Annotated in this window: 24 protein-coding genes; 3 read left to right on the top strand and 21 right to left on the bottom strand. The window is 75.3% G+C overall.

The features are described 5' to 3' along the window. Nucleotides 1-31 precede the first annotated feature (31 nt). The 4 genes from ACI79X_RS14220 to ACI79X_RS14235 form a co-directional block, all read right to left on the bottom strand. Nucleotides 32-487 (bottom strand): hypothetical protein, encoded by a 456-nt coding sequence (locus ACI79X_RS14220; protein WP_457026058.1) that lies wholly within the window; start codon nt 485-487, stop codon nt 32-34. A gap of 89 nt (nt 488-576) precedes the next feature. Beyond that, entirely contained in the window at nt 577-879 is a 303-nt protein-coding gene (locus ACI79X_RS14225; protein WP_457026059.1) for a hypothetical protein, read from the bottom strand. Between the two features lie 152 nt (nt 880-1,031). Next, nucleotides 1,032-1,715, bottom strand: a complete 684-nt coding sequence (gene npdG / locus ACI79X_RS14230; protein WP_457026060.1) for an NADPH-dependent F420 reductase — start codon at nt 1,713-1,715, stop codon at nt 1,032-1,034. Nucleotides 1,716-1,803: 88 nt separating this feature from the next. Continuing rightward, nucleotides 1,804-2,475, bottom strand: a complete 672-nt coding sequence (locus ACI79X_RS14235) for a TetR/AcrR family transcriptional regulator (protein ID WP_457026061.1) — start codon at nt 2,473-2,475, stop codon at nt 1,804-1,806. Between the two features lie 142 nt (nt 2,476-2,617). Here ACI79X_RS14235 and ACI79X_RS14240 point away from each other — a divergent pair, with 142 nt between their 5' ends. The 3 genes from ACI79X_RS14240 to ACI79X_RS14250 are packed head-to-tail and all read left to right on the top strand — an operon-like array spanning nt 2,618 to nt 5,311. Next, nucleotides 2,618-3,586, top strand: coding sequence for an NAD(P)H-dependent flavin oxidoreductase (locus ACI79X_RS14240; RefSeq protein WP_457026062.1), 969 nt, complete (start codon nt 2,618-2,620; stop codon nt 3,584-3,586). Nucleotides 3,587-3,590: 4 nt separating this feature from the next. Then, nucleotides 3,591-4,865: an MFS transporter gene (locus ACI79X_RS14245; protein WP_457026063.1), complete on the top strand. Its 1,275-nt coding sequence runs from the start codon at nt 3,591-3,593 to the stop codon at nt 4,863-4,865. Further along, the gene (locus tag ACI79X_RS14250) at nt 4,844-5,311 is read left to right on the top strand and encodes a MaoC family dehydratase (RefSeq protein WP_457026064.1); all 468 of its coding nucleotides are present in this window, start codon (nt 4,844-4,846) and stop codon (nt 5,309-5,311) included. The genes ACI79X_RS14245 and ACI79X_RS14250 overlap by 22 nt, the downstream gene beginning before the upstream one ends. Nucleotides 5,312-5,326: 15 nt before the next feature. On the opposite strand, the gene ACI79X_RS14255 is transcribed toward ACI79X_RS14250, so the two are convergent. The 17 genes from ACI79X_RS14255 to ACI79X_RS14335 form a co-directional block, all read right to left on the bottom strand. Further along, nucleotides 5,327-6,868 carry a class I adenylate-forming enzyme family protein gene (locus ACI79X_RS14255; protein WP_457026065.1) on the bottom strand — a complete coding sequence of 514 codons (1,542 nt, stop codon included), beginning with the start codon at nt 6,866-6,868 and terminating at the stop codon, nt 5,327-5,329. 75 nt (nt 6,869-6,943) lie between these two features. Further along, a complete protein-coding gene (locus ACI79X_RS14260) occupies nt 6,944-8,185 on the bottom strand; it encodes an ABC transporter substrate-binding protein (protein WP_457026066.1) in 1,242 nt (413 codons plus the stop codon). Between the two features lie 118 nt (nt 8,186-8,303). Beyond that, on the bottom strand, nt 8,304-9,068 hold the full coding sequence (locus ACI79X_RS14265; protein WP_457026067.1) for an alpha/beta fold hydrolase: 765 nt from the start codon (nt 9,066-9,068) through the stop codon (nt 8,304-8,306). 74 nt (nt 9,069-9,142) lie between these two features. Further along, on the bottom strand, nt 9,143-9,949 hold the full coding sequence (locus ACI79X_RS14270; RefSeq protein ID WP_457026068.1) for an ABC transporter ATP-binding protein: 807 nt from the start codon (nt 9,947-9,949) through the stop codon (nt 9,143-9,145). Next, the gene (locus tag ACI79X_RS14275; RefSeq protein ID WP_457026069.1) at nt 9,942-10,712 is read right to left on the bottom strand and encodes an ABC transporter ATP-binding protein; all 771 of its coding nucleotides are present in this window, start codon (nt 10,710-10,712) and stop codon (nt 9,942-9,944) included. The genes ACI79X_RS14270 and ACI79X_RS14275 overlap by 8 nt, the downstream gene beginning before the upstream one ends. Then, nucleotides 10,705-12,720, bottom strand: coding sequence for an ABC transporter permease (locus tag ACI79X_RS14280; protein ID WP_457026070.1), 2,016 nt, complete (start codon nt 12,718-12,720; stop codon nt 10,705-10,707). Before ACI79X_RS14280 ends, ACI79X_RS14275 begins: the two co-directional genes overlap by 8 nt. A 48-nt stretch (nt 12,721-12,768) precedes the next feature. Continuing rightward, nucleotides 12,769-14,010: an ABC transporter substrate-binding protein gene (locus ACI79X_RS14285; RefSeq protein ID WP_457026071.1), complete on the bottom strand. Its 1,242-nt coding sequence runs from the start codon at nt 14,008-14,010 to the stop codon at nt 12,769-12,771. A gap of 137 nt (nt 14,011-14,147) precedes the next feature. Then, the gene (locus ACI79X_RS14290; protein WP_457026072.1) at nt 14,148-15,527 is read right to left on the bottom strand and encodes a 4-hydroxyphenylacetate 3-hydroxylase N-terminal domain-containing protein; all 1,380 of its coding nucleotides are present in this window, start codon (nt 15,525-15,527) and stop codon (nt 14,148-14,150) included. Between the two features lie 240 nt (nt 15,528-15,767). Further along, nucleotides 15,768-17,171 (bottom strand): 4-hydroxyphenylacetate 3-hydroxylase N-terminal domain-containing protein, encoded by a 1,404-nt coding sequence (locus ACI79X_RS14295; protein WP_457026073.1) that lies wholly within the window; start codon nt 17,169-17,171, stop codon nt 15,768-15,770. Between the two features lie 23 nt (nt 17,172-17,194). Next, a complete protein-coding gene (locus ACI79X_RS14300; protein ID WP_457026074.1) occupies nt 17,195-18,001 on the bottom strand; it encodes an enoyl-CoA hydratase in 807 nt (268 codons plus the stop codon). Next, nucleotides 17,998-18,762, bottom strand: coding sequence for a crotonase/enoyl-CoA hydratase family protein (locus tag ACI79X_RS14305; protein WP_073420917.1), 765 nt, complete (start codon nt 18,760-18,762; stop codon nt 17,998-18,000). Before ACI79X_RS14305 ends, ACI79X_RS14300 begins: the two co-directional genes overlap by 4 nt. A 34-nt stretch (nt 18,763-18,796) precedes the next feature. After that, nucleotides 18,797-19,912 carry an acyl-CoA dehydrogenase family protein gene (locus ACI79X_RS14310; protein ID WP_457026075.1) on the bottom strand — a complete coding sequence of 372 codons (1,116 nt, stop codon included), beginning with the start codon at nt 19,910-19,912 and terminating at the stop codon, nt 18,797-18,799. A gap of 13 nt (nt 19,913-19,925) precedes the next feature. Beyond that, the gene (locus ACI79X_RS14315) at nt 19,926-20,726 is read right to left on the bottom strand and encodes an SDR family NAD(P)-dependent oxidoreductase (protein WP_457026076.1); all 801 of its coding nucleotides are present in this window, start codon (nt 20,724-20,726) and stop codon (nt 19,926-19,928) included. Continuing rightward, on the bottom strand, nt 20,719-21,930 hold the full coding sequence (locus tag ACI79X_RS14320; protein ID WP_457026077.1) for an acyl-CoA dehydrogenase family protein: 1,212 nt from the start codon (nt 21,928-21,930) through the stop codon (nt 20,719-20,721). Before ACI79X_RS14320 ends, ACI79X_RS14315 begins: the two co-directional genes overlap by 8 nt. A gap of 59 nt (nt 21,931-21,989) precedes the next feature. Further along, nucleotides 21,990-22,826: an enoyl-CoA hydratase/isomerase family protein gene (locus ACI79X_RS14325; RefSeq protein ID WP_457026078.1), complete on the bottom strand. Its 837-nt coding sequence runs from the start codon at nt 22,824-22,826 to the stop codon at nt 21,990-21,992. Between the two features lie 15 nt (nt 22,827-22,841). Continuing rightward, nucleotides 22,842-24,071, bottom strand: coding sequence for an acyl-CoA dehydrogenase family protein (locus ACI79X_RS14330; protein WP_457026079.1), 1,230 nt, complete (start codon nt 24,069-24,071; stop codon nt 22,842-22,844). Next, nucleotides 24,068-25,213: an acyl-CoA dehydrogenase family protein gene (locus tag ACI79X_RS14335; protein ID WP_457026080.1), complete on the bottom strand. Its 1,146-nt coding sequence runs from the start codon at nt 25,211-25,213 to the stop codon at nt 24,068-24,070. Before ACI79X_RS14335 ends, ACI79X_RS14330 begins: the two co-directional genes overlap by 4 nt. Nucleotide 25,214: the final 1 nt, after the last annotated feature.

Raw genomic sequence — 25,214 nt, forward strand, 5'->3', positions numbered from 1 at the left:
TCCCGGGCGTCGCGGGAGCGGGCCGGTCCTGTCAGGGGGCGATGCTCCGCCGGCGGTCGGGAGCCAGCGGGACGAGCGCGTCGGCCACCGCGCCGGTGACGAAGGAGTAGATCGCCTTGCCGGCGACGTCGACGACCCGGTCCTGCCGCGACCACGTCCACGGCGGGTCACCGACGCCGGTGGCGTTCTCCAGGGTCTGGTCGGTGGCCAGCCGGACCGAGGTGTGCCAGGCCGAGGCGCGCCAGCCGCGCAGGCCGCTGGCGGACCAGACGCCGCGCAGCGCCCCGACGGCCGCGCCGGTGCCCCAGTGCATGAGGTGGTTGCGGACGAACGGGCGCTCGGAGCCCGGCGGGCGGCGGCGCGTGGTGAGCGCGGTGAGCGTGCGGGCGGGCACGTAGGAGTCCGGCCGCCCGGTCACCTGCTGCTCCACCTTCTCGGCCAGGGTCATCGCCGCGGTGCCGGCCAGTCCGGCCAGGGCACCGCGCATCGCCGCTCGTCCCAACATGGGGGAGGCGGTACCCCGCCGTCCGCGCGCGAAAGGCGGATCCGCCCGACCGCGCGAGGCGGGCGCCGCCGTCAGCCGGCGAGGGGCTCCTGGGCGTCGAGCCCGGCCACGCGCTGGAGGTCGCGCAGGACGGCCGAGAGCTCGTCGGCGGTCCACGGCTCGCAGCAGTCGCAGCCGTCCTCGGCGAAGCAGCGCAGGCCGAGGGTGCCGCCGGCCTGGTCCTCGTCGATGGCCAGGTGGCCGCCCACCGGCGAGCGGTGGCAGGGGCAGCCGGACGCGCACAGCCCGATGCCCCAGCCGGAGACGACGACCGTCCGGCCGTCGTCCCAGATCTTGCCGACCTGGAAGACGGACGGCTTCTGGTTGCGGGTCATGCGGGAGCTCCCCTCGACGGCCCCCACTGCCGGAGGCCTCCTGCGGTTGCGCGGAAAATAATCCGGGAACCGTGTTTGAGGGGAGGTGCCGTGCGGTATGGGTGCGGGATTTCACTCCGCTGTCACAGCCGCCCCACGCGTGCGGCGGGGCGTCACACGTCGGTGACGCGCAGCCCCGCGTGCGCCTTGTACCGGCGGTTGACGCTGATCAGGTTGGCGGTGAGCGCCTCCACCTGGTGCGCGTTGCGCAGCCGGCCGGCGTAGACCCCGCGCATGCCCGGCACCGCCGACGCCAGCGCCTGGACCAGGTCGGTGGCCTCGCGGTCGTCGCCGAGCACCATGACGTCGGTGTCCACCTCGGCCACCTCGGGGTCCTCGAGCACCACGGCGCTGACGTGGTGGAAGGCGGCGACGACGCGGCTGTCGGGCAGCAGCGCGGCGGCCTGCTGGGCGGCCGACCCCTCCTCGACCGGCAGCGCGAAGGCGCCCTGCTTGTCGAAGCCGAGCGGGTTGACGCAGTCGACGACGACCTTGCCCGCGAGCTCCTCGCGCAGGCCGGCGAGCAGCTCGCCGTGCCCGTCCCACGGCACCGCCACGACGACGACGTCGCCCGCGCGCGCCGCCCCGCGGTTGTCGTCGCCGGTGACGTCGCCGCCGGTGGCCCCGGCGAGGTCGGCGGCGGTCGTGCCCGCGCGGCCGGCGTCGCGGCTGCCGAGCACGACCCGCACCCCGGCCGCGGCGAACCGCCGGGCCAGCCCGCGCCCCTGCGGGCCGGTGCCGCCGAGCACCGCCACGGTCAGCCCCTCGGGCACGCCGGCCCCGGTCGCCTCGGTCACTGGACGCCTCCTCGCCGCGCTCCCCGGCGGAGCGCCCGGGTGCGGACGCTAGCTGACGCAGGCGTCACATCGGCCCGCAGGTCCCTGCTCAGGCCGCCGGCGGCACGTCCGCGCCGATGGCCCGCACCCACACGGTGGTCAGCGTGCGCAGCAGCGCGTCCCGGTCGAAGTCGCGGCCGAGGTTGAGCCACACGTAGCAGGTGTGGTCGACCATCGCCCCGAGCACCTCGGCGGTGAGCACGGGGTCCAGCGACTTGTCGGCGATGCCCGCCTCCTGCTGGTGGGCGATGCCGCGCGCGGCGCGCTCGACGAACGCCTCGCGCACCTGCAGCCGCAGGTGCTTGAGCTCGGGCGTGAACGTCCCGACCTGCTCGACCAGCGCGATGATGCGGGCCCGCGGCCGGTAGGCGTCGACGAAGCGCTCCATGGCCGCGTAGGCCCGCTCGTACGGCGTCCCGGTGTGGGTGTCGGCCCGCAGCGCGACCAGCATCTCCCCCACGACCCCGGTGGCCACCGCCTGGAAGACGGCGTCCTTGGAGTCGAAGTAGGTGTAGAACGTGCCCTGGGCCACCCGCGCCTCGGCGACGATGTCGGCGACCCTGGTGTCGAGGAACCCGCGCTTCTCGAAGACGCGGCGCGCGGCGTCGAGCAGGGCGGCCTTGCGGGCCTGGCCCTTGCCGGTCAGCGGCCCGGCCTCGCGGCGCTCCTGCTGGCCGGCGCTCGCGACGGCGCCGACGCCTGCTCCCCGTGGTCCGCTCACCGGCCGCTCCTCCCGCTCCGGTCCCCGGCCCGCGCCACCCGACGGTGACGTCGCCGTCGACCGACGTCCGGCCGTCCGGGGACCGCAGGATCGTAACGGCCGGAGGGTCTGTTCCCCCACCCGTTGCCCCCTGTCGCCCCGGGTGGGAGAGCGCTACCGTGCCGCCATGCCAGTTGACACGCGCGTCACACGGATGCTGGGCATCGACGCCCCGATCATCTCCGCGCCGATGGGCTGGGTGGCCCGCCCCGAGCTCGTGGCCGCGGTCTCGGAGGCCGGTGGCATGGGCCTGGTGCCGGGCTCGCTCCCGGTCGACCAGGTGCGCGAGGACATCGCCCGCACCCAGGACCTCACCGACCGGCCGATCGGCGTCAACATCCCGCTGGCCTTCGCGAAGGACCCCGCCGTGGTCGACGCCGTCGTCGACGCCGGCATCCGGTTCGTCACCACCTCGGCCGGCTCGCCGGACCGGTACACGCCGCTGCTCAAGGACGCCGGGCTCACCGTCTTCCACGTCGTCCCGACGCTCGCCGCCGCGCGCAAGGCCGTCGCCGCCGGCGTCGACGGGCTGGTCGTCGAGGGCGTGGAGGGCGCGGGGTTCAAGAGCCCGCACGAGGTGGCGGCGATGGTGCTGCTGCCGCTGGTCACCCGCGCGGTCGACGTCCCGGTGGTGGCCGCGGGCGGCATCGTCGACGGCGCCTCGCTGCTGGCGGCCTTCGCCCTGGGCGCGGAGGGTGCGCAGATGGGCACCCGGATGCTCGCCTCGGCGGAGTCGGCGGTGCACGCCAACGTCAAGGACGCGGTGCTGCGGGCCACCGAGACCGACACCGTGCTCCTCAACCGGGAGCGGCGGCGCCCGATGCGGGTGCTGCGCACCGACCTGGTCGCCGCCGCCGAGGCCGACCCCGAGCGCGACCCCACCCCGCTGCTCGGCCGCATCCTGGAGACCTACCGCGACGGCGACCTCGAGGCCTCGCTGCAGCAGCTCGGGCAGGTCGCCGGGCGCATCGACGAGGTGATCCCGGCCGCGGAGATCGTCGCCCGCACGGTGGCGGAGTTCGAGCACCTGCTCGGCACGCTCGCCGCGCGGCACCTGCCGGTCCCGGCCTGACCCGGTGGCCGGCCGGCGCCCGTTCGGCGGCTGGCGGGTCGTCGCCGCCCTCGCGTGGACCAGCGGCGTCACGGTCGGCGTCAGCTTCTACGGCGTCTCGGTCTACCTGGAGGCGCTGACGACCGGCCCGGGCGCGCTGCCGGTCGCCGTCGTCTCGCTGGCCACGGGCGCCTTCCTGCTGGTGAGCGGGGTGTCGGGACTGGGCGTCGCCGCCCTGCTGGACCGGCTCGACCCGCGCTGGGTGGTCGGCGGCGGCGCGGTGCTGGTCGCCGCGGCCGTGCTCGGCCTCGGCCGGGTGCAGACCAGCGGGCAGCTGCTGGCCGCCTACGCCGTCCTCGGCATCGGGTTCGCCGCCACCGCCGCCATCCCGGCGAGCACGCTGGTGGCCCGCTGGTTCGTCCGCCGCCGCACGACGGCGCTGTCGCTCGCCTTCCTCGGCCTGCCGATCGGCGGCGCGGTGCTCACCCCGCCGGTGGCGCTGCTGGTCGACGAGCTCGGCGTCGCCGGCGCCTCGCCGTGGCTGGCCGGCGGGCTGCTGGCCGCCGTCCTCCCGGCCGCGCTGCTGCTGCGCGCCGACCCCGCCTCGGTGGGACAGCGGCCCGACGGCGACGCCGGCCCGCCGCTGCCCCCGGCCGGCGCCGACGGCGGCTCCCCCGGCGTCGGCCCCGCGCTGCGCACCGGCTGGTTCTGGGTGGTCACCGCCGCGCTGACGCTCGGCATGCTCGGGCAGGTCGGCACGCTGTCGCACCTGTTCAGCGCGGTCACCCAGCGGCTGGACACCGCGACGGCGGCGCTGGCGGTCTCGGTGACCGCCATGGCGAGCCTCGCCGGGCGCCTGGCCGGCAGCTGGCTGCTCGCCCGGGTGCGCCTGGCGCCGGCCGCCGTCGCCCTGCTCGCGGTGCAGGGCCTCGCGACGACCGCGACGGCGGTGGCCTCGGGCGCGCTGGCCGTCGTCGGGGCGGCGGCCCTGTTCGGCGTGACCATGGGCAACCTGCAGGTGCTGCACCCGCTGCTGGTGGCCGAGCGCTTCGGCGGCGGCCGGACCTACGGGCGGGTGCTCGCGGCCTCGAACCTCGTCGTCACGGCCGGCATGGCCGGCGGCCCCGCCGCGGTGGGCGCGGTGCGGGCGCAGACCGGCGGCTACACGGCGGCGCTGTGCCTGGCGGGCGCCGCCGCGCTCGCCGGGGCAGGGGTGCTGGCCGCAGGGGCCCGCACGGCGCGGCGGCCCGTGGCCGCCGTCCGGACCGAGGAGGCACAGTGCGCCGGTTCGCCGACGTGACCGAGCTGCTGGACACGCCCGCGGGCACCGAGCTGGGACAGACGCCCTGGCGGGCGGTGCCGCAGGCGCAGGTGGACGCCTTCGCCGCCACCACCGGCGACGACCAGTGGATCCACGTGGACCCCGCGCGGGCGGCCGCCGGGCCCTTCGGCGCGACGGTGGCGCACGGGATGCTCACGCTCTCGCTGGTGCCTCCGATGGTCGGCGAGGTGGTGTCGGTGACCGCGCGCTACGGGCTCAACTACGGCTTCGAGCGGGTGCGCTTCCCCGCCCCCGTCCGGGTGGGCAGCGAGATCCGCGGCCGGGTCGCGCTGCGCGGCACGGTGCCGGTGGACGGCGGGGTGCGGGCGACGTTCGGCGTCACCGTCGACGTGCGGGACGCGACGGGCACGGTCGGCCCGAAGCCGGTGTGCGTGGCCGACAGCGTCATCGTCTGGCTCCGGTGACGTGCTGGTCCCCCTTCAGAGACGGGCGACCAGCTCGTTCTTGCGGACCTTGCCCGTGGGGTTGCGCGGCAGCTCCACGAGCACGTGGTACTCCACCGGCACCTTGTAGGACGCCAGCCGCTCCCGGCACGTCCGCTCGAGCGCCTCGACCGTCGGGGCCGGCTGCTCGCGGTGCTCGACGAAGGCCACCACGACCTCGCCCCACGTCTCGTCGGGGCGGCCGACGACGGCGGCGTCGGCGACCCCCGGGACGTCGGTGAGCACCTGCTCCACCTCGGCGACGTAGATGTTCTCGCCGCCCCGGATGATCATGTCGCGGCTGCGGCCGCCCAGGAACAGGTAGCCCCGCTCGTCCATCCAGCCGCGGTCGCCGCCCCAGAAGAAGCCGTCGTGCAGGGCGGTGGTCGTGAGGTCGGGCATGTCGAGGTAGCCGTCCATGACGCAGTCGGTGCGCGCGGCGATGTTGCCGACGACGCCGGGCGGGCACGGGCGGCCCTCGTCGTCGAGGATCCGCAGGTCCACGCCGAGGATCGGCTGGCCGGCGGAGGCGAGCAGGTGCTCCTCCCCCGCCAGGGCGCGGCGGTGGTCGTCGGGGCGCAGCAGGGTCTGCAGCCCCGACTCGGTGCCGGCGCCGAAGAGGTTGAAGAAGTCGACCGACGGCCAGCGCTCCAGCGCCCGCCGCAGCAGGCTCGGGGGCATCGGCGCGGAGCCGTAGAGCAGGGTGTCCAGCCGCTCGCCGGGGCCGGGGCCGCCGTCGGCCTCCATCACCTGCTGGATCATCGTGGGCACGAGGAAGCAGCCGGTGAGCAGGCCGGAGGAGATGGCCCGGGCGACGACGTCCGGTTCGAACTGCGGGTGGATCAGCGACGTCGCCCCGTGGGCCACCTGGTTGAAGACGATCGCCCAGCCGGCGATGTGGAAGATCGGCGAGGCGGTGTAGCGGACGGCGCCCGGCCGGGCCGCGGTCTCGCCGCCCATCCAGAGCATCGTCTTGAGCATCCGCGCGCTCTGCACGACGCCCTTGGGCAGGCCGGTGGTGCCGCTGGTGAACATGATCCCGAGGACGTCGTCGTCCTCGACGCGGACCTCGGGCGGCACGGGGCGCCCCTCGGCGACCAGCGTCTCGACGTCGTCGTCGAGGCAGCCGTCGAGCGACCACAGCCGCACCTCGCCGGGCAGCGTGCCGAGCACCTTGCGGGCGGTCTCGAGGTAGCGCTCGCCGACGAAGAACCAGCCCGGCCGCGCCCGGCCCAGGACGTTCTCGATCTCGAACGGCGCCAGCCGGTAGTTGACCGGCACGTAGGTGAGGCCGAGCTTGAAGCAGGCGCCGAGCAACTCGGCGTAGGCGAAGGAGTCGGTGTCCAGCAGCGCGACCCGGTCGCCCTTGCGCGCGCCGCGGGCGGTGAGCGCGTCGCAGATCCGGTCGATGCGCTCGTCGACCTCGGCGAAGGTGCGGGACCGGCCGTCGACGGTGGTCCAGCACGCCCGGTCGGGCCAGCGGCGGGCGGCGTGGGCGAAGAGGTGTCCGAGGGGCCAGGAGGTGCTGGTCGTCGTCACGGGGGGGCTCCTGCGTCGGCGGGACGGGGTGGCGGGGACCCGGGGCCGGCCACGCGGCCGGCCCCGGGCGGGCGGTCAGCCGGTGATCGCGCGCTCGGCCACCGAGGTGTCGAGCTCGGTGAAGCCCTCGTCGTTCACCGGGGCGAGCGTCCCGTCGTCCTGGACCTCGAAGAAGATCGCCTCGTGGCTGCAGGCACCCGGGCGGCCGGGCCACTGCTGGCCGTCGCAGGTGACCTCGGGGCCGAGGAAGGTCTTGAAGTCCTGCACGGCCTTCATCGCGTCGGTGACCGCCTGCGCGGTGATCTCGCCGTCCATCTCGTTCAGGATGTTCGCCAGGTTCACGATGCCCGCGAAGGAGTACAGCGACCGGGCCGACAGCTCGTCCTCGTAGCCCACGGCCTCCATGGCCTCGGAGAAGGCGTCGAGCTCCTCCTGCACCTCGGCGGGGGCGTTGTCGTAGGAGCGCGGCACCCACAGGCGCGGCTGGACGATGGCGCCCGCGGCCTCGCCGCCGAGCTCCTCGATGAACTGCGAGCAGGAGCCGGCGAACATCGTGCCCTCGAAGCCGTTCTGCCGGAGCGCCTGGACCAGCCCGGTGCAGGCGTCCTCCGGGAGGGCGATGACCCCGGCGACGTCGGGGTCGCTGGCCAGCTCGGTCTGCGCGAGCACCTGGTAGTTGAGGTTGTCGACCGTGGTGTAGACGCCGGTGACGTCGAGGCCGAGCTCCTCGCCCAGCGGCTTGACCAGCTGGTCGACGTAGCCGTGCGAGGACGGCGCGTCGGTGACCGCCAGCGCCGCGGTCGAGGCGCCCTGGTCGGCCAGCACGGTGACCATGCCCAGAGCACTGGTCTCCAGGGGGCCGGAGAAGTAGAACGCGGTGCCGTACTCGGCGGCCTCCGCCACGCCCTGCCCGGCCAGCGTGCCCACGATCGGGATGCCCGCCTCGGCGAGGATCGGCGTCATGGCGCCGACGCTCGTGCCGTCGTAGGCGTCGAAGACGACGGGGACGTCGGAGCTGACGAACCCGTTCGCGCAGTTGACACCGGTCTCAGGTGTGCCGTCGCCGGAGCAGATGTCGAGCTCGAGCGGGCGGCCGCCGATGCCGCCCAGCTCGTTGTTGACGTACCACTCGGCCGCCTCGGCCCCGTAGGTGTTCTGCGGGTAGGCGACCGGGCCGGTGTCCAGGGACTGGACACCGATCACCACGGGATCGCCGCTGAGGTCGCCGCTCGAGTCCGCGTCCGCCGCGGGCTCGCTGCACGCGGTGGCCACGAGCAGGACCGCCGCGCCGGCCGATGCGGCCGCCAGTCGCTTCATCTGACTCTCCTTCGAGTCCGGGTGGTGCGGACGGGACCGGCCGGGGCCGGAGGGTGCCACGGGCTGTGGCACGCGTCACGCAGCGGAGCCTGGCGTGACCTGACGTTGACGTCAAGGTCTAGCGGTGTACGAACCCGTCGGAGGCCGTGAGGACGTCGTCGAGGGCGGTGAGCAGCGCCCGCCGGGTGCCCGCGACGTCGTCGAGCATGAGGTGGTGGCCGGCGCCGGCGACGGTGTGCTGGGGCACCGGCCGGCCCCACCGGCGCGCCAGGGCCGCCGCGGCGTCCGGGCCCACGAGCGCGCTGCGCTCGCCGCGGACGACCGACACCGGGCAGGTGACGCCGTCGAGGGAGTCGGTGAGGCCGGGGCGCAGCACGACGTCGAAGATCGCGCCGTCGACCTTCCACCCCACACCGCCGGGCACCGGCCGCACGGAGCGCCCGGCCACGTAGGCGAGCGCGGCCGGGTCGCCCACGTCCTGGGGCGGGGCGAGGCGGTAGGCCGCGACCGCCGCGGCGATGTCGGGGAAGACCCGGGTCCCCCGCGGCCGCGAGGGTGCCGGCGGGGGCCCCGGCGGGCGGGCGGGCTCCTCGGGGATCGAGTCGAGCAGCACCAGCCCCGACACCGCCTCCGGCGCTCGGGCGGCCGCGCCGGCGGCGACCAGCCCGCCGACGCTGTGCCCGACCAGCACCGGGCGGTCCAGGCGGAGCGCGGCGACGACGGCGAGCACCTCGGCCGACCACCCGGCCATCGAGTACCGCGCGCGGCGGCCGCTGTCGCCGTGCCCGGACAGGTCCAGCGCCACGACGTCGTGCCGCCCGGCCAGCGCCGGCACGATGCCGTGCCACCAGCCGGTGTGGGCGGAGGTTCCGTGCACCAGCACCAGCGACGGCGCCCCGCCCGGCCAGCGCTCCCAGGCGACGTCGGCGCCGTCGACCGGGACCGTCCCCCGTTCCGTCAGGAGGCCACCGCCGCGGCGCTGGTGGCCCCCCTGCCGCCGGGGACCCCGCCGGTTCCGTCGCTGCCGGCGAACTCGTCGGCGCCGAAGTACGCGGCCTCGACCTGGTCGCGGTGCGCCAGCAGGTCACGGGCGGCGCCCTCGAGGACGACGCGGCCGTGGTTGAGGATCACGCCGCGGTCGGACACCGACAGCGCCAGCTCGATGTGCTGCTCGACCAGGACGACGCCGATGCCCTCCTCGCGGGCCAGGGCGCGGATCGAGGGCAGCATCTCCTGGACGATCTTGGGCGCGAGGCCGAGGCTCATCTCGTCGATCATCAGCACCCGCGGGCGGCCGAGCAGCGCCTTGGCGATGGTGAGCATCTGCTGCTCGCCGCCCGAGCACAGCCCCACCCGGCGGCCCAGCAGGCCCTTCAGCGCCGGGAAGCGGTCGAGGACGGCCGCCTCCCGGGCCGGGTCCTGCTTGCGCTGGGCCAGCCGGAAGTGGTCCCGCACCGTCAGGCCGGGGAAGATCCCGCGGTCGTCGGGCACCAGCAGCACCCCGCGCCGGGCCAGCTCGTGCGGGCGCCGCACGTTGACCGGCCTGCCGAGCGCGGTCACCGAGCCGGCCATCGGCGGCACCAGGCCGACGATCGCCAGCAGCGACGTCGTCTTGCCCGCGCCGTTGGGGCCGAGCACGGAGACGACCTCGCCGGCGCCGACGGTGAACGACAGGTCGCGGATGGCCGGCACGCCGTTGTAGCCGGCGGTGAGCCCGTCGACGACGAGCAGCGGGCCGCCGTCGGCGGTGGTGGTCTCAGGCATCGACGGTCTCCATCGGGGCTCCCAGGTAGGCCGCGACGACGGCCGGGTCGGTGCGGGCCACCGCGGGCGGCCCGGTGAAGATGGGCTTGCCGAACTCGAGGACGCACACGACGTCGCAGACGCCCAGCACCAGCGACATGTCGTGGTCGATGAGCAGCACGCCGGGCCCCTGGGCGGCGATGCTGCGCACCCGCTCGGCGAACTCGAGGCTCTCGTTGGAGTCCAGGCCCGCGGCGGGCTCGTCGAGCAGCAGGAGCCGGCAGGTGCCGGCCAGCGCCCGGGCGACGCCGACCAGCTTCTGCTGGCCGAGGGTCAGGTCGCGGGCGAGGGTGCCGGCCACGCCGGTGAGCCCGACGGCGTCGAGCGCGCGGCCGACCACCGCCTTCCCCGCGGCGTCCCGGCGGCCGAACACGTCGCGCCACAGCGCGCCCGCGCCGCCCGGCCGGGCCGCCACCAGGATGTTCTCGGCGACGGTGAGGTTGCCGAACAGCTCCCCCGACTGCCAGGTGCGGGTGAGGCCCAGCGCCCGGCGGCGGTGCGGGGGCAGCCCGTCGAGCGGCTGCCCGTCGAGCTCCACGGTGCCGGTGCAGGCGGTGAACCCGGTGACGGCGTCGACGAACGTCGTCTTCCCCGCGCCGTTGGGGCCGATCAGGCCGACGACCTGGCCGGGCTCCACCGACAGCGAGATGTCGGCGTTGGCGACCACGCCGCCGTAGCGGACGGTCAGGGACGTGGTGTGCAGACCTGCGCGGGGCTCAGACACCGGTGGTCTCCCTCGGCTTCTCGGCGGGGACGGGGGTGGGCGCGGCGTCGGCGGCCGCCGGGGGCGCGGCGCGGCCGGAGCGCAGCTTCTTCTTGACCCACTCGACCTGGTGCCGGGTCTCGCCGGCGATGCCCGAGGGGTTGAGGACGGCGGTGAGGATCAGCCCGATGCCGGTGATCAGCGGGTAGGCGTTGCCCATGTCGAACACCGAGTGCAGGGCGGTGTAGACCAGCCCCAGCGGGCCGAGGACGCCGGCCACCAGCGCGCCGCCGAACGAGGTGATCCCACCGAGGTAGGCGACGGCGAGCACCGAGAGGCCGACGACCACCGAGAACGACTCCGCCGACAGCTCGCCGCGGCTGTAGCCGATCAGGCACCCGGCGACGCCGGCGATGAACGCCGAGAGGCCGAACCCGATGAGCTTGGTGCGCCGCACGTCGATGCCGACCGAGGCGGCGGCCCGCTCGTTGGCGCGGACGGCGAGGAAGGCGCGGCCGGTGTCGCCGCGGGCGATGCGGACGAACAGCAGCACCATCAGCACGAGGATCGCCAGGACCATCAGCGAGAACTCCAGCCGGGCGAGGTTGCGGCCCTCGCGGATGGCGAAGTCGATGCCGAAGAGCGTCGGCCGGCCGATCGGGTTCCCGGTGGGCGGCGTCAGGCTGTAGTTGTCGAAGACGAACCGCTCGATGGCCAGCGCCGCGGCGATGGTGACGATGGCCAGCTGCACGCCGCGGATGCGGAAGGCCGGCAGCGCCACGAGCATGCCCAGGGCCGCGGCCAGCGTCGCGCAGACGACGATCGCGATCGGGAAGGGCACGTCCCACGCCGTCGTCAGCTTCGACAGGGCGAACCCGGCCGCGCCGGCGAACGCCGACTGGGCCAGCGAGATCTGCCCGAGGTAGCCGGTGATGACCACGTAGGACAGCGCGAGGATCGCGATGATCAGCGACGTCGTCAGGCCGAAGCGGTAGCTCGGGGTGAAGAACACCAGGCAGGCGACGGCGATGCCGACCAGCAGGGCGGCCTTCCACGGCACGAACCGCGGGACGACGACATCGGGCAGCCGCACCGACTGCAGCGACCCGCGGGCCGGCAGCCGCTTGCCGAAGGCGAACAGGATGACCATGACCAGGAGGAAGGGCAGCACCTGGTCCAGGCCCGACTGCGCCCACTGCGGCCACCAGCTGCGGGTGGCCAGCAGTGACAGCTCCGACTGGATGATCCCCAGCCCGATCGCGCCGGCCACCGCCAGGCCGATCGACTCCAGCCGGGCGATGAGCACGACGGCGAGGGCCGGGACGACGAGCAGCGTGTAGTTGGCCGGGCTCAGGCCGGTGAGCGAGCCGCCCATGACGACGGCCATCGTGCTGACCAGCGAGGCGAGCACCAGCGCGATCAGGGCGAGCCGGTCCGGCGAGAAGCCCATGAGCACCGCGCCGCGCTCGTTCTCCGAGGCCGCGCGGGTGGCCCGGCCGGACGCGGTGAGCCGCAGGTAGGCCCACACCGCCGCGGCGAGCACGATCATGATCGCCACCATCGTCAGCTCGCGGAGCGGCACGGTGGCGCCGAGCAGCTCGAGCGAGCCGGTGGGCAGGATCGACTCCACCTGGATGCTGTTGGGCCCGAACCGGATGACCGCCAGCGCCTGCAGCGCGACCATGAGGCCGATCGAGACGACCACCTGGGCCAGCGCCGGCGCCCGCCGGACCGGCCGGAACACCAGGTAGTGCGCCAGCACGCCGAGGACGACGGCGTTGGCGAGGCCCACGAGCAGGGCGACCGCGGTGCCCGGCGGCTCGGGGAACCAGATGGTGCCGATCGGCAGGACCAGCTCGCCGTCGTCCTGCACGCGGGCGAAGACGTAGGCGCCCCACATGGCCATGGCGCCCTGGGCGAAGTTGATGATCCCGGTCGCCCGGTAGACCAGCAGCAGGCCCGTGGACAGGCCGATGTAGACGGCTCCGAGCCCCAGCCCGAGGGCGGCGAACTCGAGAAGGGTGGTCATCGTTGACTCCTCGCGGTCAGCGGAGGCCGGGGGTGCGGGCGGGCGGGGTCAGGTGCCGACGACGCGCTCGGCGACGGCGGTGTCGAGCTCGGTGAAGCCGTCCTCGGAGACGGGCGCGAGCGTCCCGTCCTCCTGGACCTCGAAGAAGATCGCCTCGTGGCTGCAGGCACCGGGCCGGCCGGGCCACTGCTGGCCGTCGCAGGTCACCTCGGGCCCGAGGAAGGTCGGGAAGTCGCGGACGCCCTTCATGGCGTCGGTGACCGCCTGCGCGGTGATCTCGCCGTCGACCTCGTTCAGGATGTTGGCGAGGTTGACGATGCCGGCGAACGAGTACAGCGACCGGGCCGACTGCTCGTCCTCGTACCCGACGGCCCCCATGGCCTCGGCGAACGCGTCGAGCTGCTCCTGCACCTCGGCCGGCGCGTTGTCGTAGGAGCGCGGCACCCACAGGCGCGGCTGCACGATCGCCCCGGCCGCCTCGCCGGCCAGCTGCTCGATGAACTGCGAGCACGACCCCGCGAAGACGGTGCCCTCGAAGCCGTTCTGGCGCAGGGCCTGCACCAGGCCGGTGCACGCCTCCTCGGGCAGCGAGATGACGCCCGCGACGTCGGGGTCGCCGGCGAGCTCGGTCTGCGCGAGCACCTGGTAGTTGAGGTTGTCGACCGTGGTGTAGACGCCGGTGACGTCCAGGCCCAGCTCGCCGGCGAGCGGCGTGACCAGGTTGTCCACGTAGCCGTGTGACGAGGGGACGTCGTTGACCGCCAGCGCCGCGGTCGAGGCGCCCTGGTCGGCCAGCACGGTGACCATGCCCAGAGCACTGGTCTCCAGCGGGCCGGAGAAGTAGAAGGCCGTGCCGTACTCGGCGGCCTCCGCCACGCCCTGTCCGGCCAGCGTGCCCACGATCGGGATGCCCGCCTCGCCGAGGATCGGCGTCATCGCCCCGACGCTGGCCTGGTCGTAGGCGTCGAACACGACCGGGACGTCGGAGCTGACGAACCCGTTCGCGCAGCTCACGCCCGTTTCCGGCGTCCCGTCGCCGGAGCAGACGTCGAGCTCCAGCGGCCGCCCGCCGATGCCGCCGAGCTCGTTGTTCACGTACCACTCGGCCGCCTCGGCCCCGTAGGTGCTCTGCGGGTAGGCCGAGGGCCCGGTGTCCTGGGACTGGACGCCGAGGACCACGGGGTCGCCGGACAACCCGCCGGAGGTGTCGGTGTCCGCCTGCGGCTGGCTGCAGGCGGTGAGGGCGACGGCGAGCGCCGCACATCCGGCGAGGGTCTTCCTGGTGCGCAAGGGGGTCATCCTGTCGTCGGCGGTCCGCCCGGCGTCGTCGCCGGGCGGGCTGTCGGGGGTCGGGCGGCGCCGCGGGAGGGCACGCCCGGGGCCGGCCGCGGCGGTGGGGGCCGCCGCCGCGGGGCCGGGGAGGGCGGTCAGGCGCCGGTGAGCCCGGCGGCCTTGAGCGCGAGCTGCTTGGCGCGGTCCATGTCGTAGTGCCGGCGGGTCACCAGCCGCTGGGCGAACATGCCGCCGCCGGACTGCAGGTTGGTGACGTGGTGCCAGCCGCCGTAGGCGTCCGCGGTGGTGTCACGGATCGCGTGGAACAGCTGGGTCCGGTACCGGCCGCTGACGTCGTCGCCGGTGGACATGTACTTCTCGAGGAACGGCGCGAGCGTCTCGTTCTCGAAGTCGGAGTTCGACGGCGCGGTGAGCACGGCACCGCCGGCGATCTCGTGCAGGTGGCGCACCATCTTGGAGAACTGGGCGGCACCCTGGAACTTGGTGACGTTGGTGTACATGTCGTCGGGGTAGTAGTACCCCTGCGGCGTCGAGTGCGCGTGCAGCAGCGCCGCCTCCAGGCCTGCCCTGAGCAGGGTGGCGTGGATCATCATCTCGTCGATCTTCTCGCGGATGTGCGAGATCTTGGCCGCGCCGTTGGCCTCGGCGATCAGCTGCGCGAGGCCCACCAGCTCGTCGGCCTGCTCGACCATGAACGCGGTGCCACCGAGGCGCTCCCACAGGCCCAGGGAGTGGGCGAACACGGCCGCCTGCTCGGCCTGGCCGTCGAGGAAGACGCGCTCGGAGGGCACGAAGACGTCGTCGAAGATGCACATGCTGTCGGGCACGCTGATCTTGGCGCTGGTCGGGTGGTCGCGCTCGTCCCGGCCGTAGGGGTGGTAGCTGGTGTTGGTGATGTGCACGCCCGGCGCGTTCACCGGCACCGCGGCGCAGATCGCCCAGTCCTCCTCGCCCGGCCGCATGTTCTTGGTCGGCATGACCATGAGGTCGTGGCCGAGCGCGGCGGCGCTGATGTGCAGCTTGGCGCCGCGGATGACCACGCCGTCGGGGGTGCGGTCGACCACCCGCACGTAGGCGTCGGGGTCGTCCTGGGCGGCGGGGTGCCGGCTGCGGTTGCCCTTCGCGTCGGTGATGCACTCGGTGATCCGGATGTCGCGGCGCTTGGCGTCCTCGACGTAGGCGTGGATGCGCTCGACGTACTGCGGCGCGACGCCCTCGATCCGCGGCGCGGCCACCAGCAGCGTCATCAGCGACTGGTAGGTGACGTTGAGCAGCAGGTCCATCTCCATGAACACCGGGATCTTGTCCCGGAGCTCCTCGGGGGACCGCGGGGCGTCGATGAGCGGGTTCACCGCGCCGGGCTCGCTCGAGTAGTGCTTGTCGTAGCCGTCGGCGGCCACCTGCAGCGGGACCGCGAGCGCCGGCTCGGTCTCCATGTCCTCGATCCGGCGGCCCTGGAAGTAGACCTTCCGGCCGTCCTTCAGCGAGTCCTTGTACTGCTGTCCGGTCAGCATCCGGGGAGCTCCTCGAGGGGGTCGGGGACCGCCGGCACGGGCCGGTCGGCCGCGCTCGCGGAGGGGATCCGACCGGTCCGGCGAGCAGAGAGTGACAGTGACGTCGGTGTCACATTGGCAGTGAGCCAGGACACTGTCAAGGGCCCGCCGGCACCCGCCGGTCCGCCGTCGGACGGCCCGTTCCCGGGCACGCCGGACAGGCCCCCGGGCGCCGCTCGGGGGCCTGTCCGCGCCCGTGCGCTAGACGCCGCGGCTGGGGCCGCCGGCGCCCTCCACGAGACCTGCGACGGCGAGCGCCGCGTGCTTGGCGGCGTCCATGTCGTAGTGCTTGCGCGTGACGATCCGCTGCGCGTAGAGCCCCCCGCCGGCCTGCACGTTGGTGACCTGCCGCCAGCCGCCGAAGGAGTCCGCGGTGAGGTCGCGGATGGCGTGGAACAGCCGCGTGCGGTACTCGCCGTCGACGTCGGCCCGCGTGGACATGTACTTGCGGGCCAGCGCGCCGACCTCGGGGTTCTCCAGGTCGGCCAGCGTGGGCGCGGTGACCACCGCGGCGCCGGCGATGTCGTGCAGGTGCCGGACCATGAGGTTGTAGGCGGTGGCGCCGGTGTACTTGCCCGCGTTGGTGTAGAGCTCGCTGGGGAAGACGGCGCCCAGCGCCCCGGTCTCGGCGTGCACCAGCGCGGCCTCCAGGCACGCCCGGACGACGGTCGCGTGGATGACCATCTCGGAGATCTTCTCCTTGACGTGGCCGATCCGCGCCAGGCCGTTGGCCTCGGCGACCAGCTGCGCCAGCCCGACGAGCACGTCGGCGCCGTCGGCCATGGAGCTCAGCCCGCCCAGGCGCTCCCACAGGCCCAGCGAGTGGGCGAAGACGGCGGCCTGCTCGGTCTCGCCGTCGAGCAGCACCCGCTCGGTGGGCACGAAGACGTCGTCGAAGATGACGAAGCCCTCGGGGAAGTGCTCCTGGCCGGAGACCGGGAAGTGCCGGACGTCGGGGTGACGCGGCGCGTAGCTGGTGTTGATGATCTTCACGCCGGGCGCGTCGACCGGGACCACCGCGGCGATCGCGTAGGCCTCCTCCCCCGGCTTCATCGCCTTGGTGGGGATGGTCATCAGCTCGTGGCCGAAGGAGGCGGCGGTGATGTGCAGCTTGGCCCCGCGGATGACGACGCCGTCGGGCCCGCGGTCGACGACGCGCACGTAGGCGTCCGGGTCGTCCTGGCGGGTGGGCGGCAGCGAGCGGTCGCCCTTGGCGTCGGTGATGCACTGGGTCATCCGGATGTCGCGCGCCTGCGCGGTCCGGACCACCTCGTCGAGCCGCTCGACGTACTGCGGCGCGGTGGTCGCCAGCCGACCGGCCGCCGTCGCCAGCGTCATGATCGACGTGTAGTTGACGTGGGCCATCATGCCGGCGGAGTGCACCAGCTCGACCTTCTCGCGCAGCTCCTCGGGCGTGCGCGGGACGCCCGCGGCGGGGTTGACGCCGTCGACGGCCTGCGCGGCGAGCCAGTCGTAGCCGTCGGCCACGTTCTGCACGACCTGGCCGAGCACGGGGTGGCCGGGCAGGTCCTTGACCCGCTCGCCCTCGAAGTAGGTGGCGCGGCCGTCGTCGAGCGTGGCCTTGTACTGCTCACCGGTGAGCACGGGGACCTCCAGGGTGGGACGGGTCAGGACAGCTGGGCGCGGCCGCGGTCGAGCAGGCCGGCGCGGCGGCGCTCGACCTCGGCGGGGTCGTAGCGGGCCGACCACTCGGCGCAGGTGGCCGCCTCGATCTCGAAGCCCCCGTTCACGGCGGCGGCCTCGATGTCGCGGTAGGAGCGCAGCAGCCGGCGGACGGCGGCGCGGTCGTTGCCCGCGATGGTCGCGGCCAGCCGGCGGGCGGTGGGCAGCAACTGCTCGTGCGGCACCACCTCGGTGACCAGGCCCGCGCGCAGCGCCTCGGCGGCGGGCAGGTGGTCGCCGGTCAGGCTCATCCGGCGGGCCAGGGTGCGGCCGACGGCGAGCGGCAGCAGCACCGACAGCCCCCAGCCGGGCAGGATGCCGACCCGCGCGTGGGTGTCGGCGAACCGGGCGCGCTCGGAGGCGACCAGCACGTCGCAGTTGAGGGCGAGCTCCAGGCCGCCGGTGACCGCGGCGCCGTTGACCGCTCCGATGACCGGCTTGGACAGCTGGGGCCACGGCTGCCAGGAGGGCCGCCCGCCGTCCCCGTCGCCGAGCGAGAGGTTGTCGCCGCTGCTGCCGAGCTGCTTGAGGTCCAGCCCGGCGCAGAAGGCGGGGTCGGCGCCGGTGAGCACGACGGCGTCGACGTCGTCGTCGTCCTCCAGCGCGGCCATGGCCTCCCGCAGCCGGGCCATCAGCCCGGCCGAGAGCGCGTTGCGCGCCTCGGGCCGGTTGAGGGTGACGGTGGCGACCGGTCCGTCCCGCTCGACGAGCAGGACGTCCTGCGCGGTGCCGGTGGCTGGCACGGCGGTCACCGGCCCCGCCAGACCGGCGGGCGCTTCTCGGCGAAGGCGGTGGCGCCCTCGCGGGCGTCCTCCGAGCGCGCGACCGGCCCGGCGATCACCTCCTGCTCGCGCCAGCCCTGCTCCTCCGGCCAGTCCAGCGCGGAGGCGACGATCCGCTTGCTGGCGATGACCGCGAGCGGGCCGTTGGCGGCGATGCCGGCGGCGAGCTCGAGCGCGGCGTCCAGCGCCGTGCCGTCGGGGACCAGCCGGTTGACCAGGCCGAGCTCGCGCATGCGGGGTGCGGGGACGTGGTCGCCGAGCAGCGCCAGCTCCATCGCCTGGTGGTAGGCGATGCGGCGGGGCAGCCGCAGCAGCCCGCCACCGGCGGCGACCAGGCTGCGCTTGACCTCGGGGATGCCGAAGGAGGCCCCCTCGGCGGCGACGACGAGGTCGCAGGCCAGCACGATCTCGAACCCGCCGGCCAGCGCGTAGCCCTCGACGGCGGCGATCAGCGGCTTGGCCGGCGGCCGCTCGACCAGCCCGGCGAACCCGCGGCCGGCGACCACCGGCGTCTCGCCGCGGACGAAGGCCTTGAGGTCCATGCCGGCGCAGAACGTGCCGGCGGCGCCGGTGAGCACGCCGGCGCGCAGGTGCTCCTCCTCGTCGAGCCGGTCCATCGCCTCGGCCACCGCGGCGGCCAGCGCCTCGTTCACGGCGTTGCGCGCCTGCGGCCGGTTGAGCGTGACGACCAGGACGCCGTCGCGCTCCTCGGTGAGCACCTCGTCGCTCATGGGGTCTCCTCTGCGGGGTCGGGGTCGGGGCCGGTCAGGCCGGCTCGAGGACGGCGTCGGCCAGCCGGGCGGCGGCTGCCGCCCGCCCGCCGAGCAGAGCGGCGTCGCTGACGGCGCGCTTGTAGTGCAGGTGGGTCGGGTGCTCCCAGGTGAAGCCGATGCCGCCGTGCACCTGGACGGTGCTCTTCGCGACCCGCAGGTGCGCCTCGGCGGTGACCACGGTGGCGAGGTCGGCGGCCAGCTCCGGGTCGTCGGTGCCGGCGTCGGCGGCCCAGGCGGCGTGGTAGGCCACCGAGCGGGCGTGCTCGACGTCGACCAGCATGTCCGCGCAGCGGTGCTTGACCGCCTGGAACGACCCGATGGGCCGGCCGAACTGCAGCCGCTGGCGGGCGTACTCGACCGACGAGTCGAGCATCCGCTGGGCGCTGCCCACGGCGGCCGCGGCGAGCACGACCGCGGCGGTGCGCCGGGCGGCGGCGACGGCGGCCGCGGCCGTGGCGGCGGACCCGACCGGGCGGGCCGCGACGCCGTCGAGGTGCAGCCGCGCCTGCCGGCGGGTGAGGTCGAGGCCGGACTGGACCTCGCGGGAGAGGCCCGCGGCGTCGCCGTCGACGAGGAACAGCGCCGGGCCGTCGTCGGACGCGGCGAGGACGAGCAGCGCGTCGGCGGCGGCGCCGTCGAGGACGTGCGCCTGCTCGCCGGTGAGCCGGCCGCCGGCGCCGGCGGTGACCGAGGGCTGCGCCGGCGCCCAGCCGCCGCGGTCGTCGGTGGCGGCCAGCGCGAGCACCGTGGTGCCCTCGACGACGCCGGGCAGCAGCTCCTTGGCCACGGCGTCGTCGCCGGTGGCCAGCAGCGCCGGCACGGCCAGCGCCACGGTGCCCACGAGCGGGCCGGGTAGCAGCGTGCGGCCGGTCTCCTCGCCCAGCAGTGCGAGCTCGACCAGCCCGGCGCCGGCGCCGCCGTGCTCCTCGGGGACGGCGAGGCCCAGCAGCCCGACGTCGGACCCCAGCCGCCGCCACACGGCGCGGTCGAAGCCCTCGCCGGTGCCCATCAGGCGGCGCACCTCCTCCTCGGGGGCGGAGCGGGTGCAGACGTCGCGGGCGACCTCGCGCAGGGCGCGCTGTTCGTCGCTGAACTCGAACTCGACCACGGGCCGGTCCTCTCTAGAAGGTGCCGCCGTCGACGACGACGCGCTGGTCGGTGAGGTAGGAGCAGGCGGGGTCGACCAGCGCGCGCACGACGGCGGCGACGTCCTGCGGCGAGCAGACCCGCCCGAACGGCGAGCCGGGGTCGAGCAGCCGGATGTCGGTCACGTCCTGCGTGGCCCGCACCAGCCGGCGGCCCATCTCGGTGTCGACCAGGCCCGGGGCGACGATGTTGACCCGCACGCCGTTGGCCCGCTCCTCGCGGGCCAGGACGTGCGCCATCGCCTCCGCCGCGGCCTTGGCCATGGCGTAGGGGGCGCCGTTCGCCGGCCAGGCGTCGCCGACGGCGATGCTGCTGACCACGACGACGTCGGAGCGCTCGTGCGCGCGCAGGTGCGGCAGCGCGGCGCGGACGAGCTGGTGCGGGCCGACGGCGTGCACGGCGAGCAGCCACTGCAGCTCCTCGGCGGTGGTCGCGGCCACCGGCAGCCCGCGGCTCGCGACGCCGGCGTTGCTGACCAGCAGGTCCAGCCCGCCGAACTCCGCGACGGCGGCCTCCACCGCGCGGGCGGAGGCGGCGGGGTCGTCGACGGAGGCCTCGACCGCGAGCACCGCCGCGCCGCCGTCGGACAGCTCGGCGGCGAGTTCCTCGGCGGCGGCGCGGTCGCGGCGGTAGGTGAAGGCCACCGCGGCGCCGGAGCGGGCGAGCTCGGCGGTGATCGCCGCGCCGATGCCCCGGCCGCCGCCGGTGACGAGGGCGACCCGGCCGGTGAGCGGGCCGGCCGCCGTCACGCGCTCGGCCGCGGGCGCCTCAGCCACGGGGCACCTCGCGCCACGGCCGGCCGGTGTCCACCCGGATGTCCCCGGGCAGGCCGAGCAGCCGCTCGCCGAGGATGGTGCGCAGCACCTCCGACGTGCCGCCCTCGATCGTGTTGGCCCGGGAGCGGAGGAAGGCGCGCTGCACGTCGTGCGGGCCGGCGTGCTCGTCGGTGGTGTCGTCGACGCCGTCCGGCGGGTCGTAGGAGCCGTAGAGGGTGGCCTCGACCCCGAGCAGGTCCATGCAGAAGTCGTAGACGGCCTGGTTGAGCTCGGCGCCGACGAGCTTGCCGATGCTCCCCTCCGGTCCGATCGGCCGGTCGCCGCTCTCCACCCGCTGCCGCTCGCCGGTGAGCCGCGCGGCGTCGGCGTGCGCGAACAGCGCGGCCAGCCGGTCCCGCAGCGCCGGGGTGCGCAGGTCGGGGCGCTCGCGCCACAGCTGCAGGGCCGCGCCGATGCTGCCGCTGCCGCGCCGGCTGCTGCCCCCGCCGATGGCCCGCCGCTCGTTCATCAGCGTCGTCATCGCCACCCGCCAGCCGTCGCCGACCGCGCCGAGGCGGTGGGTGTCGGGGATGCGGGCGCCGTCGAGGTGGACCTCGTTGAACTCCGCGGCGCCGGTCATCTGGCGCAGCGGGCGCACCTCGACGCCGGGGTCGGTCATGTCGAGGACGAAGTAGGTGAGGCCGCGGTGCTTGGGGGCGTCGGGGTCGGTGCGGGCGAGCAGCAGCGCGCGCCGCGCCCGGTGCGCCAGCGAGGTCCACACCTTCTGGCCGGTGACCACCCAGGTGTCGCCGTCGAGGACGGCGCGGGTGGCCAGGCCCGCGAGGTCGGAGCCGGCGCCGGGCTCGCTGAACAGCTGGCACCACAGCTCCTCGCAGGTGGCCAGCGGGCGCAGCAGCTCGGCGGCCACCTCGGGGCGGGCGTGCTCCACCACGGTGGGCGCCGCCATGCCGTAGCCCATCGGGTTGATCGAGAACGGCACCGGCCCGCCGGCGCCCTGCAGGATCGAGTCGGCGACGTCCTGCAGGCCCGCCTCGACGCCGAGCCCGCCGGACCCGCGCGGGAAGTGCACCCAGGCGAGGCCGGCGTCGAAGCAGGCGCCGAGGAACTCCGCGCGCGGGGTGGACGCCGGCGGGTGCTCGGCGACGACCCGGCGGGCGGTGTCGGCGACCAGGTCGCGGTTGGTGGGCGGGGCGGTGGTGGTCACCGGTGACCTCCGGTCTCGCGGGTGGAGAGAGCCAACAGCGCTACGAAGGCCCCACTGGGTCAGGCGTCGAGGAAGGACGGGGCGCGGCGGCCGCGGAAGGCCAGCGCCGCCTCGTCGGCGTCGCGGGTGTAGCTGGTGAGGATCTGCGTGCGGTTCTCCAGGTCGATGCCGGCCTGCAGGCTGCCGACCTCGAGCTGGCTCCACATGACCTCCTTGGTCATGCGCACGCCCATCGGGGAGTTGGCCAGTACCGCCCGCGCGGTCTCCAGCGCCGCGTCGAGCACCTCGCCGTCGGGGACGACGCGGCTGACGAGGCCCGAGCGGTCGGCCTCCGCGGCGTCGACCAGCCGGCCGGTGAGCAGCATCTCGAAGGCCCGCGAGGCCCCGACCAGCCGCGGCAGCAGCCAGCTGACCCCGATGTCGCAGCCCGACAGGCCGATCCGGACGAACGCCACGTTGAACTTCGCGCTCGCCGCCGCGATCCGGACGTCGGAGGCCAGCGCCAGCGCCAGTCCCCCGCCGGCCGCCGGGCCGTTGACCGCCGCGACCACCACCTGCGGCAGCGCGCGCAGCTTGGGCACCAGCGCGGCGATGTGCTTCTGCAGGGCCAGCCGCCGCTGCGGGCTGTCCCAGTCGTCGCGCCGGTCGGCGGCGCCCATGTCGTAGGCCGTGAGGTCGAGGCCGGCGCAGAAGCCGCGGCCGGCGCCGGTGAGCACGAGCACCCGCACGGCGGGGTCGACGGCGAGCCGGTCGAGCGTGGCGTGCAGCTCCAGCAGCAGGTCCGGCGACAGCGCGTTGAGCCGCTCGGGCCGGTCGAGGGTGAGCACGGCGATGCCGGGCTCGGGGTGCTCCAGGCGCAGCGTCGTCGTCTCGGGGGTGGTCTCGGTGGTCGTCACGGGGCGCTCCTCGGGTCAGGCGCGGCTGCGCTGGTTGAAGGGCAGGTCCTTCTCCGGGTCGGGGTCCTTCGGCAGGCCGAGGAGGCGCTCGGCGATGATCGTGCGCTGGATCTCCGAGGTGCCGCCGGCGATCGAGGTCTGCTTCATCGCCAGGAACTCGTGGGCGGCGGCCGGCAGCGGGGCGCCCTGGGGCCAGCCCAGCGCCGTCACCGGTTCCACCTCGGCGGCCAGTGACCCGGCGGTCTCCTCCAGGCCCGAGCTGACCAGCTTGCGGATCGACCCCTCGGCACCGGCCATCCCGCGGCCGGAGGCGATCGAGGCGCGCACGGTGGTCATCTGCAGCACCCGCTCCTCGACCAGCATCGCCAGCACGCGGTCCCGCAGCACCGGGTCGGCCCACGTACCGGCGGCCGCCGCACGGCGGGCGAGGTCGTCGGCGACGCCGGGCCCGACGGCGGGCCGGCCGCTGAGGCCGTTGCGCTCCTGCATGAGCGTGGTGATCGCGACCGCCCAGCCGCCGTCGACCTCGCCGAGCAGCGCGTCGGCGGGCAGCACGACGTCGGTGAGGAAGACCTCGTTGAACTCCGCGTCGCCGGTCATCTGCTTCAGCGGCCGGACCTCGATGCCGGGCGTGCGCATGTCGACGAGGAAGTAGGAGATGCCGCGGTGCTTCGGCTTCTCCGGCGACGTGCGGGCCATGAGCAGCCCCCGGTCGGCGATGTGGGCGAAGGAGTTCCACACCTTCTGCCCGTCGACCCGCCAGGTGCCGTCCTCCTGCCGCACCGCGCGGGTGGACAGCGCCGCGAGGTCCGAGCCCGCACCGGGCTCGCTGAACAGCTGGCACCAGCGCTCCTCGCCCCGGGCGATCGGGCGCAGGAACCGCTCCTTCTGCTCCGCCGTGCCGTGGGCGAGCACGGTCGGTCCGGTGAGGGTGAGGCCGATGAAGTCGTCCATCGGCCGGTTCGCGCGGTAGCGCATGAGCACGTCGGCGACGGCGGCGGCCTGGTCGGCCGACAGGTCCAGCCCGCCGTACTCGCGCGGCCAGGTGGGCGTGGCCAGGCCCGCGTCGCCGAGCGCGGCGAACCAGCGGCGCATGCCGTCGGCGTCGGCGAGGTGCGCGGCCACGACGGTGCGGTCGTCGTCGAGGACGGCCTTGAGCCACGCCGGGGGCAGGTTCTCGTGCAGCCAGCGCTCGGTGGCCGCGGCCACCTCGTCCTCGGTCGCGGTGGGGGACAGCTCGATCACGACGGCACCTCCGTGTGCCCGGGGGCGACGAGGTCGGGCAGGACCAGCGGGACCAGGGCGGCGCGGTGCTCCGACGGCGGCCCGGTGAGCGTGGCCGCGGCGCGGGCGCGGCGGAGGAACAGGTGGGCGTCGTGCTCCCAGGTGAAGCCGACGCCGCCGTGCAGCTGGATGGTGTCCTTGGCCGCCTGCAGGAACGCCTCCCCGCAGTAGGACGCCGCCACCGCCGCGCCGAACGCCTCGTCGGCCGAGCCGGGCTCCTGGAACGCCGCCCAGGCCGCGGCCGAGCGGGACATCTCCAGCCGCACCGCCATGTCGGCGAGCCGGTGCTTGACCGCCTGGAACGCCCCGATCGGCCGGCCGAAGGCCCGCCGGGTGCGCGCGTACTCGGCGGTGCGCGCCACCAGGGTGTCCATGGCGCCGACCTGCTCGGCGGCGACCAGCACGGCGGCCGCGCGGTGCACCCGCTCCACCACGCCGGCGCCGCCGCCGGTCAGCCCGACGGACCGGGCGGGGACCGCGGCCAGGTGCAGCCGCGCCATGGGCCGGGTGAGGTCGAGGACGTCGAGCCGCTCCACCGTCACGCCCTCGGCGTCGCGGGGGACCGCGTAGAGGGTCGGACCGCCCTCGGCCCGTGCGAGCACGATCAGCAGGTCGGCGTCGGCGCCGTCGAGGACGAGCTCCTCGGTGCCGCTGAGCACCGCGCCGTCGCCGCTGCGGGTGGCGACCGTGGTCGGCGCCGACGGCCGCCAGCGGCCGGTGCTGCCCAGGACGGCGAGGGTGGCGGTGCGCGCGCCCTCGACGAGGCCGGGCAGGTGCTCCTCGAGCGCGGCGCCGTCACCGGCGGCCAGCAGCGCCTCGATCGCCAGGACCGTGGGCAGCAGCGGCCCGCCGAGCAGCACCCGGCCGGCCTCCTCGAAGACCAGCGCCTGCTCGACCCGCGAGCCGCCGGCGCCGCCGTGCTCCTCGGGGACGCCGAGGGCGAGCAGGCCCGCCTGCTGGGTCATCGCCGTCCAGGCGGCGGGGTCGAGCCGCTGCCCGGCCTCGGCCAGCTCGCGGGTGCGGGCCAGGGGCGCCCGGGTCTCCAGCAGGCGGCGCGTGCTGCTGCGGAGGTCGAGCTGCTCCGGCGTCCAGGTGAACTCCATC

The sequence above is a fragment of the Geodermatophilus sp. SYSU D01119 genome (assembly GCF_054049975.1).

Coding starts and splice junctions, on each gene's coding strand:
- ACI79X_RS14220 (WP_457026058.1), bottom strand. CDS start 487: ATGCGCGGTGCCCTGGCCGGACTGGCCGGCACCGCGGCGATGACCCTG.
- ACI79X_RS14225 (WP_457026059.1), bottom strand. CDS start 879: ATGACCCGCAACCAGAAGCCGTCCGTCTTCCAGGTCGGCAAGATCTGG.
- ACI79X_RS14260 (WP_457026066.1), bottom strand. CDS start 8,185: ATGAAGCGACTGGCGGCCGCATCGGCCGGCGCGGCGGTCCTGCTCGTG.
- ACI79X_RS14270 (WP_457026068.1), bottom strand. CDS start 9,949: ATGCCTGAGACCACCACCGCCGACGGCGGCCCGCTGCTCGTCGTCGAC.
- ACI79X_RS14280 (WP_457026070.1), bottom strand. CDS start 12,720: ATGACCACCCTTCTCGAGTTCGCCGCCCTCGGGCTGGGGCTCGGAGCC.
- ACI79X_RS14290 (WP_457026072.1), bottom strand. CDS start 15,527: ATGCTGACCGGACAGCAGTACAAGGACTCGCTGAAGGACGGCCGGAAG.
- ACI79X_RS14305 (WP_073420917.1), bottom strand. CDS start 18,762: ATGAGCGACGAGGTGCTCACCGAGGAGCGCGACGGCGTCCTGGTCGTC.
- ACI79X_RS14335 (WP_457026080.1), bottom strand. CDS start 25,213: ATGGAGTTCACCTGGACGCCGGAGCAGCTCGACCTCCGCAGCAGCACG.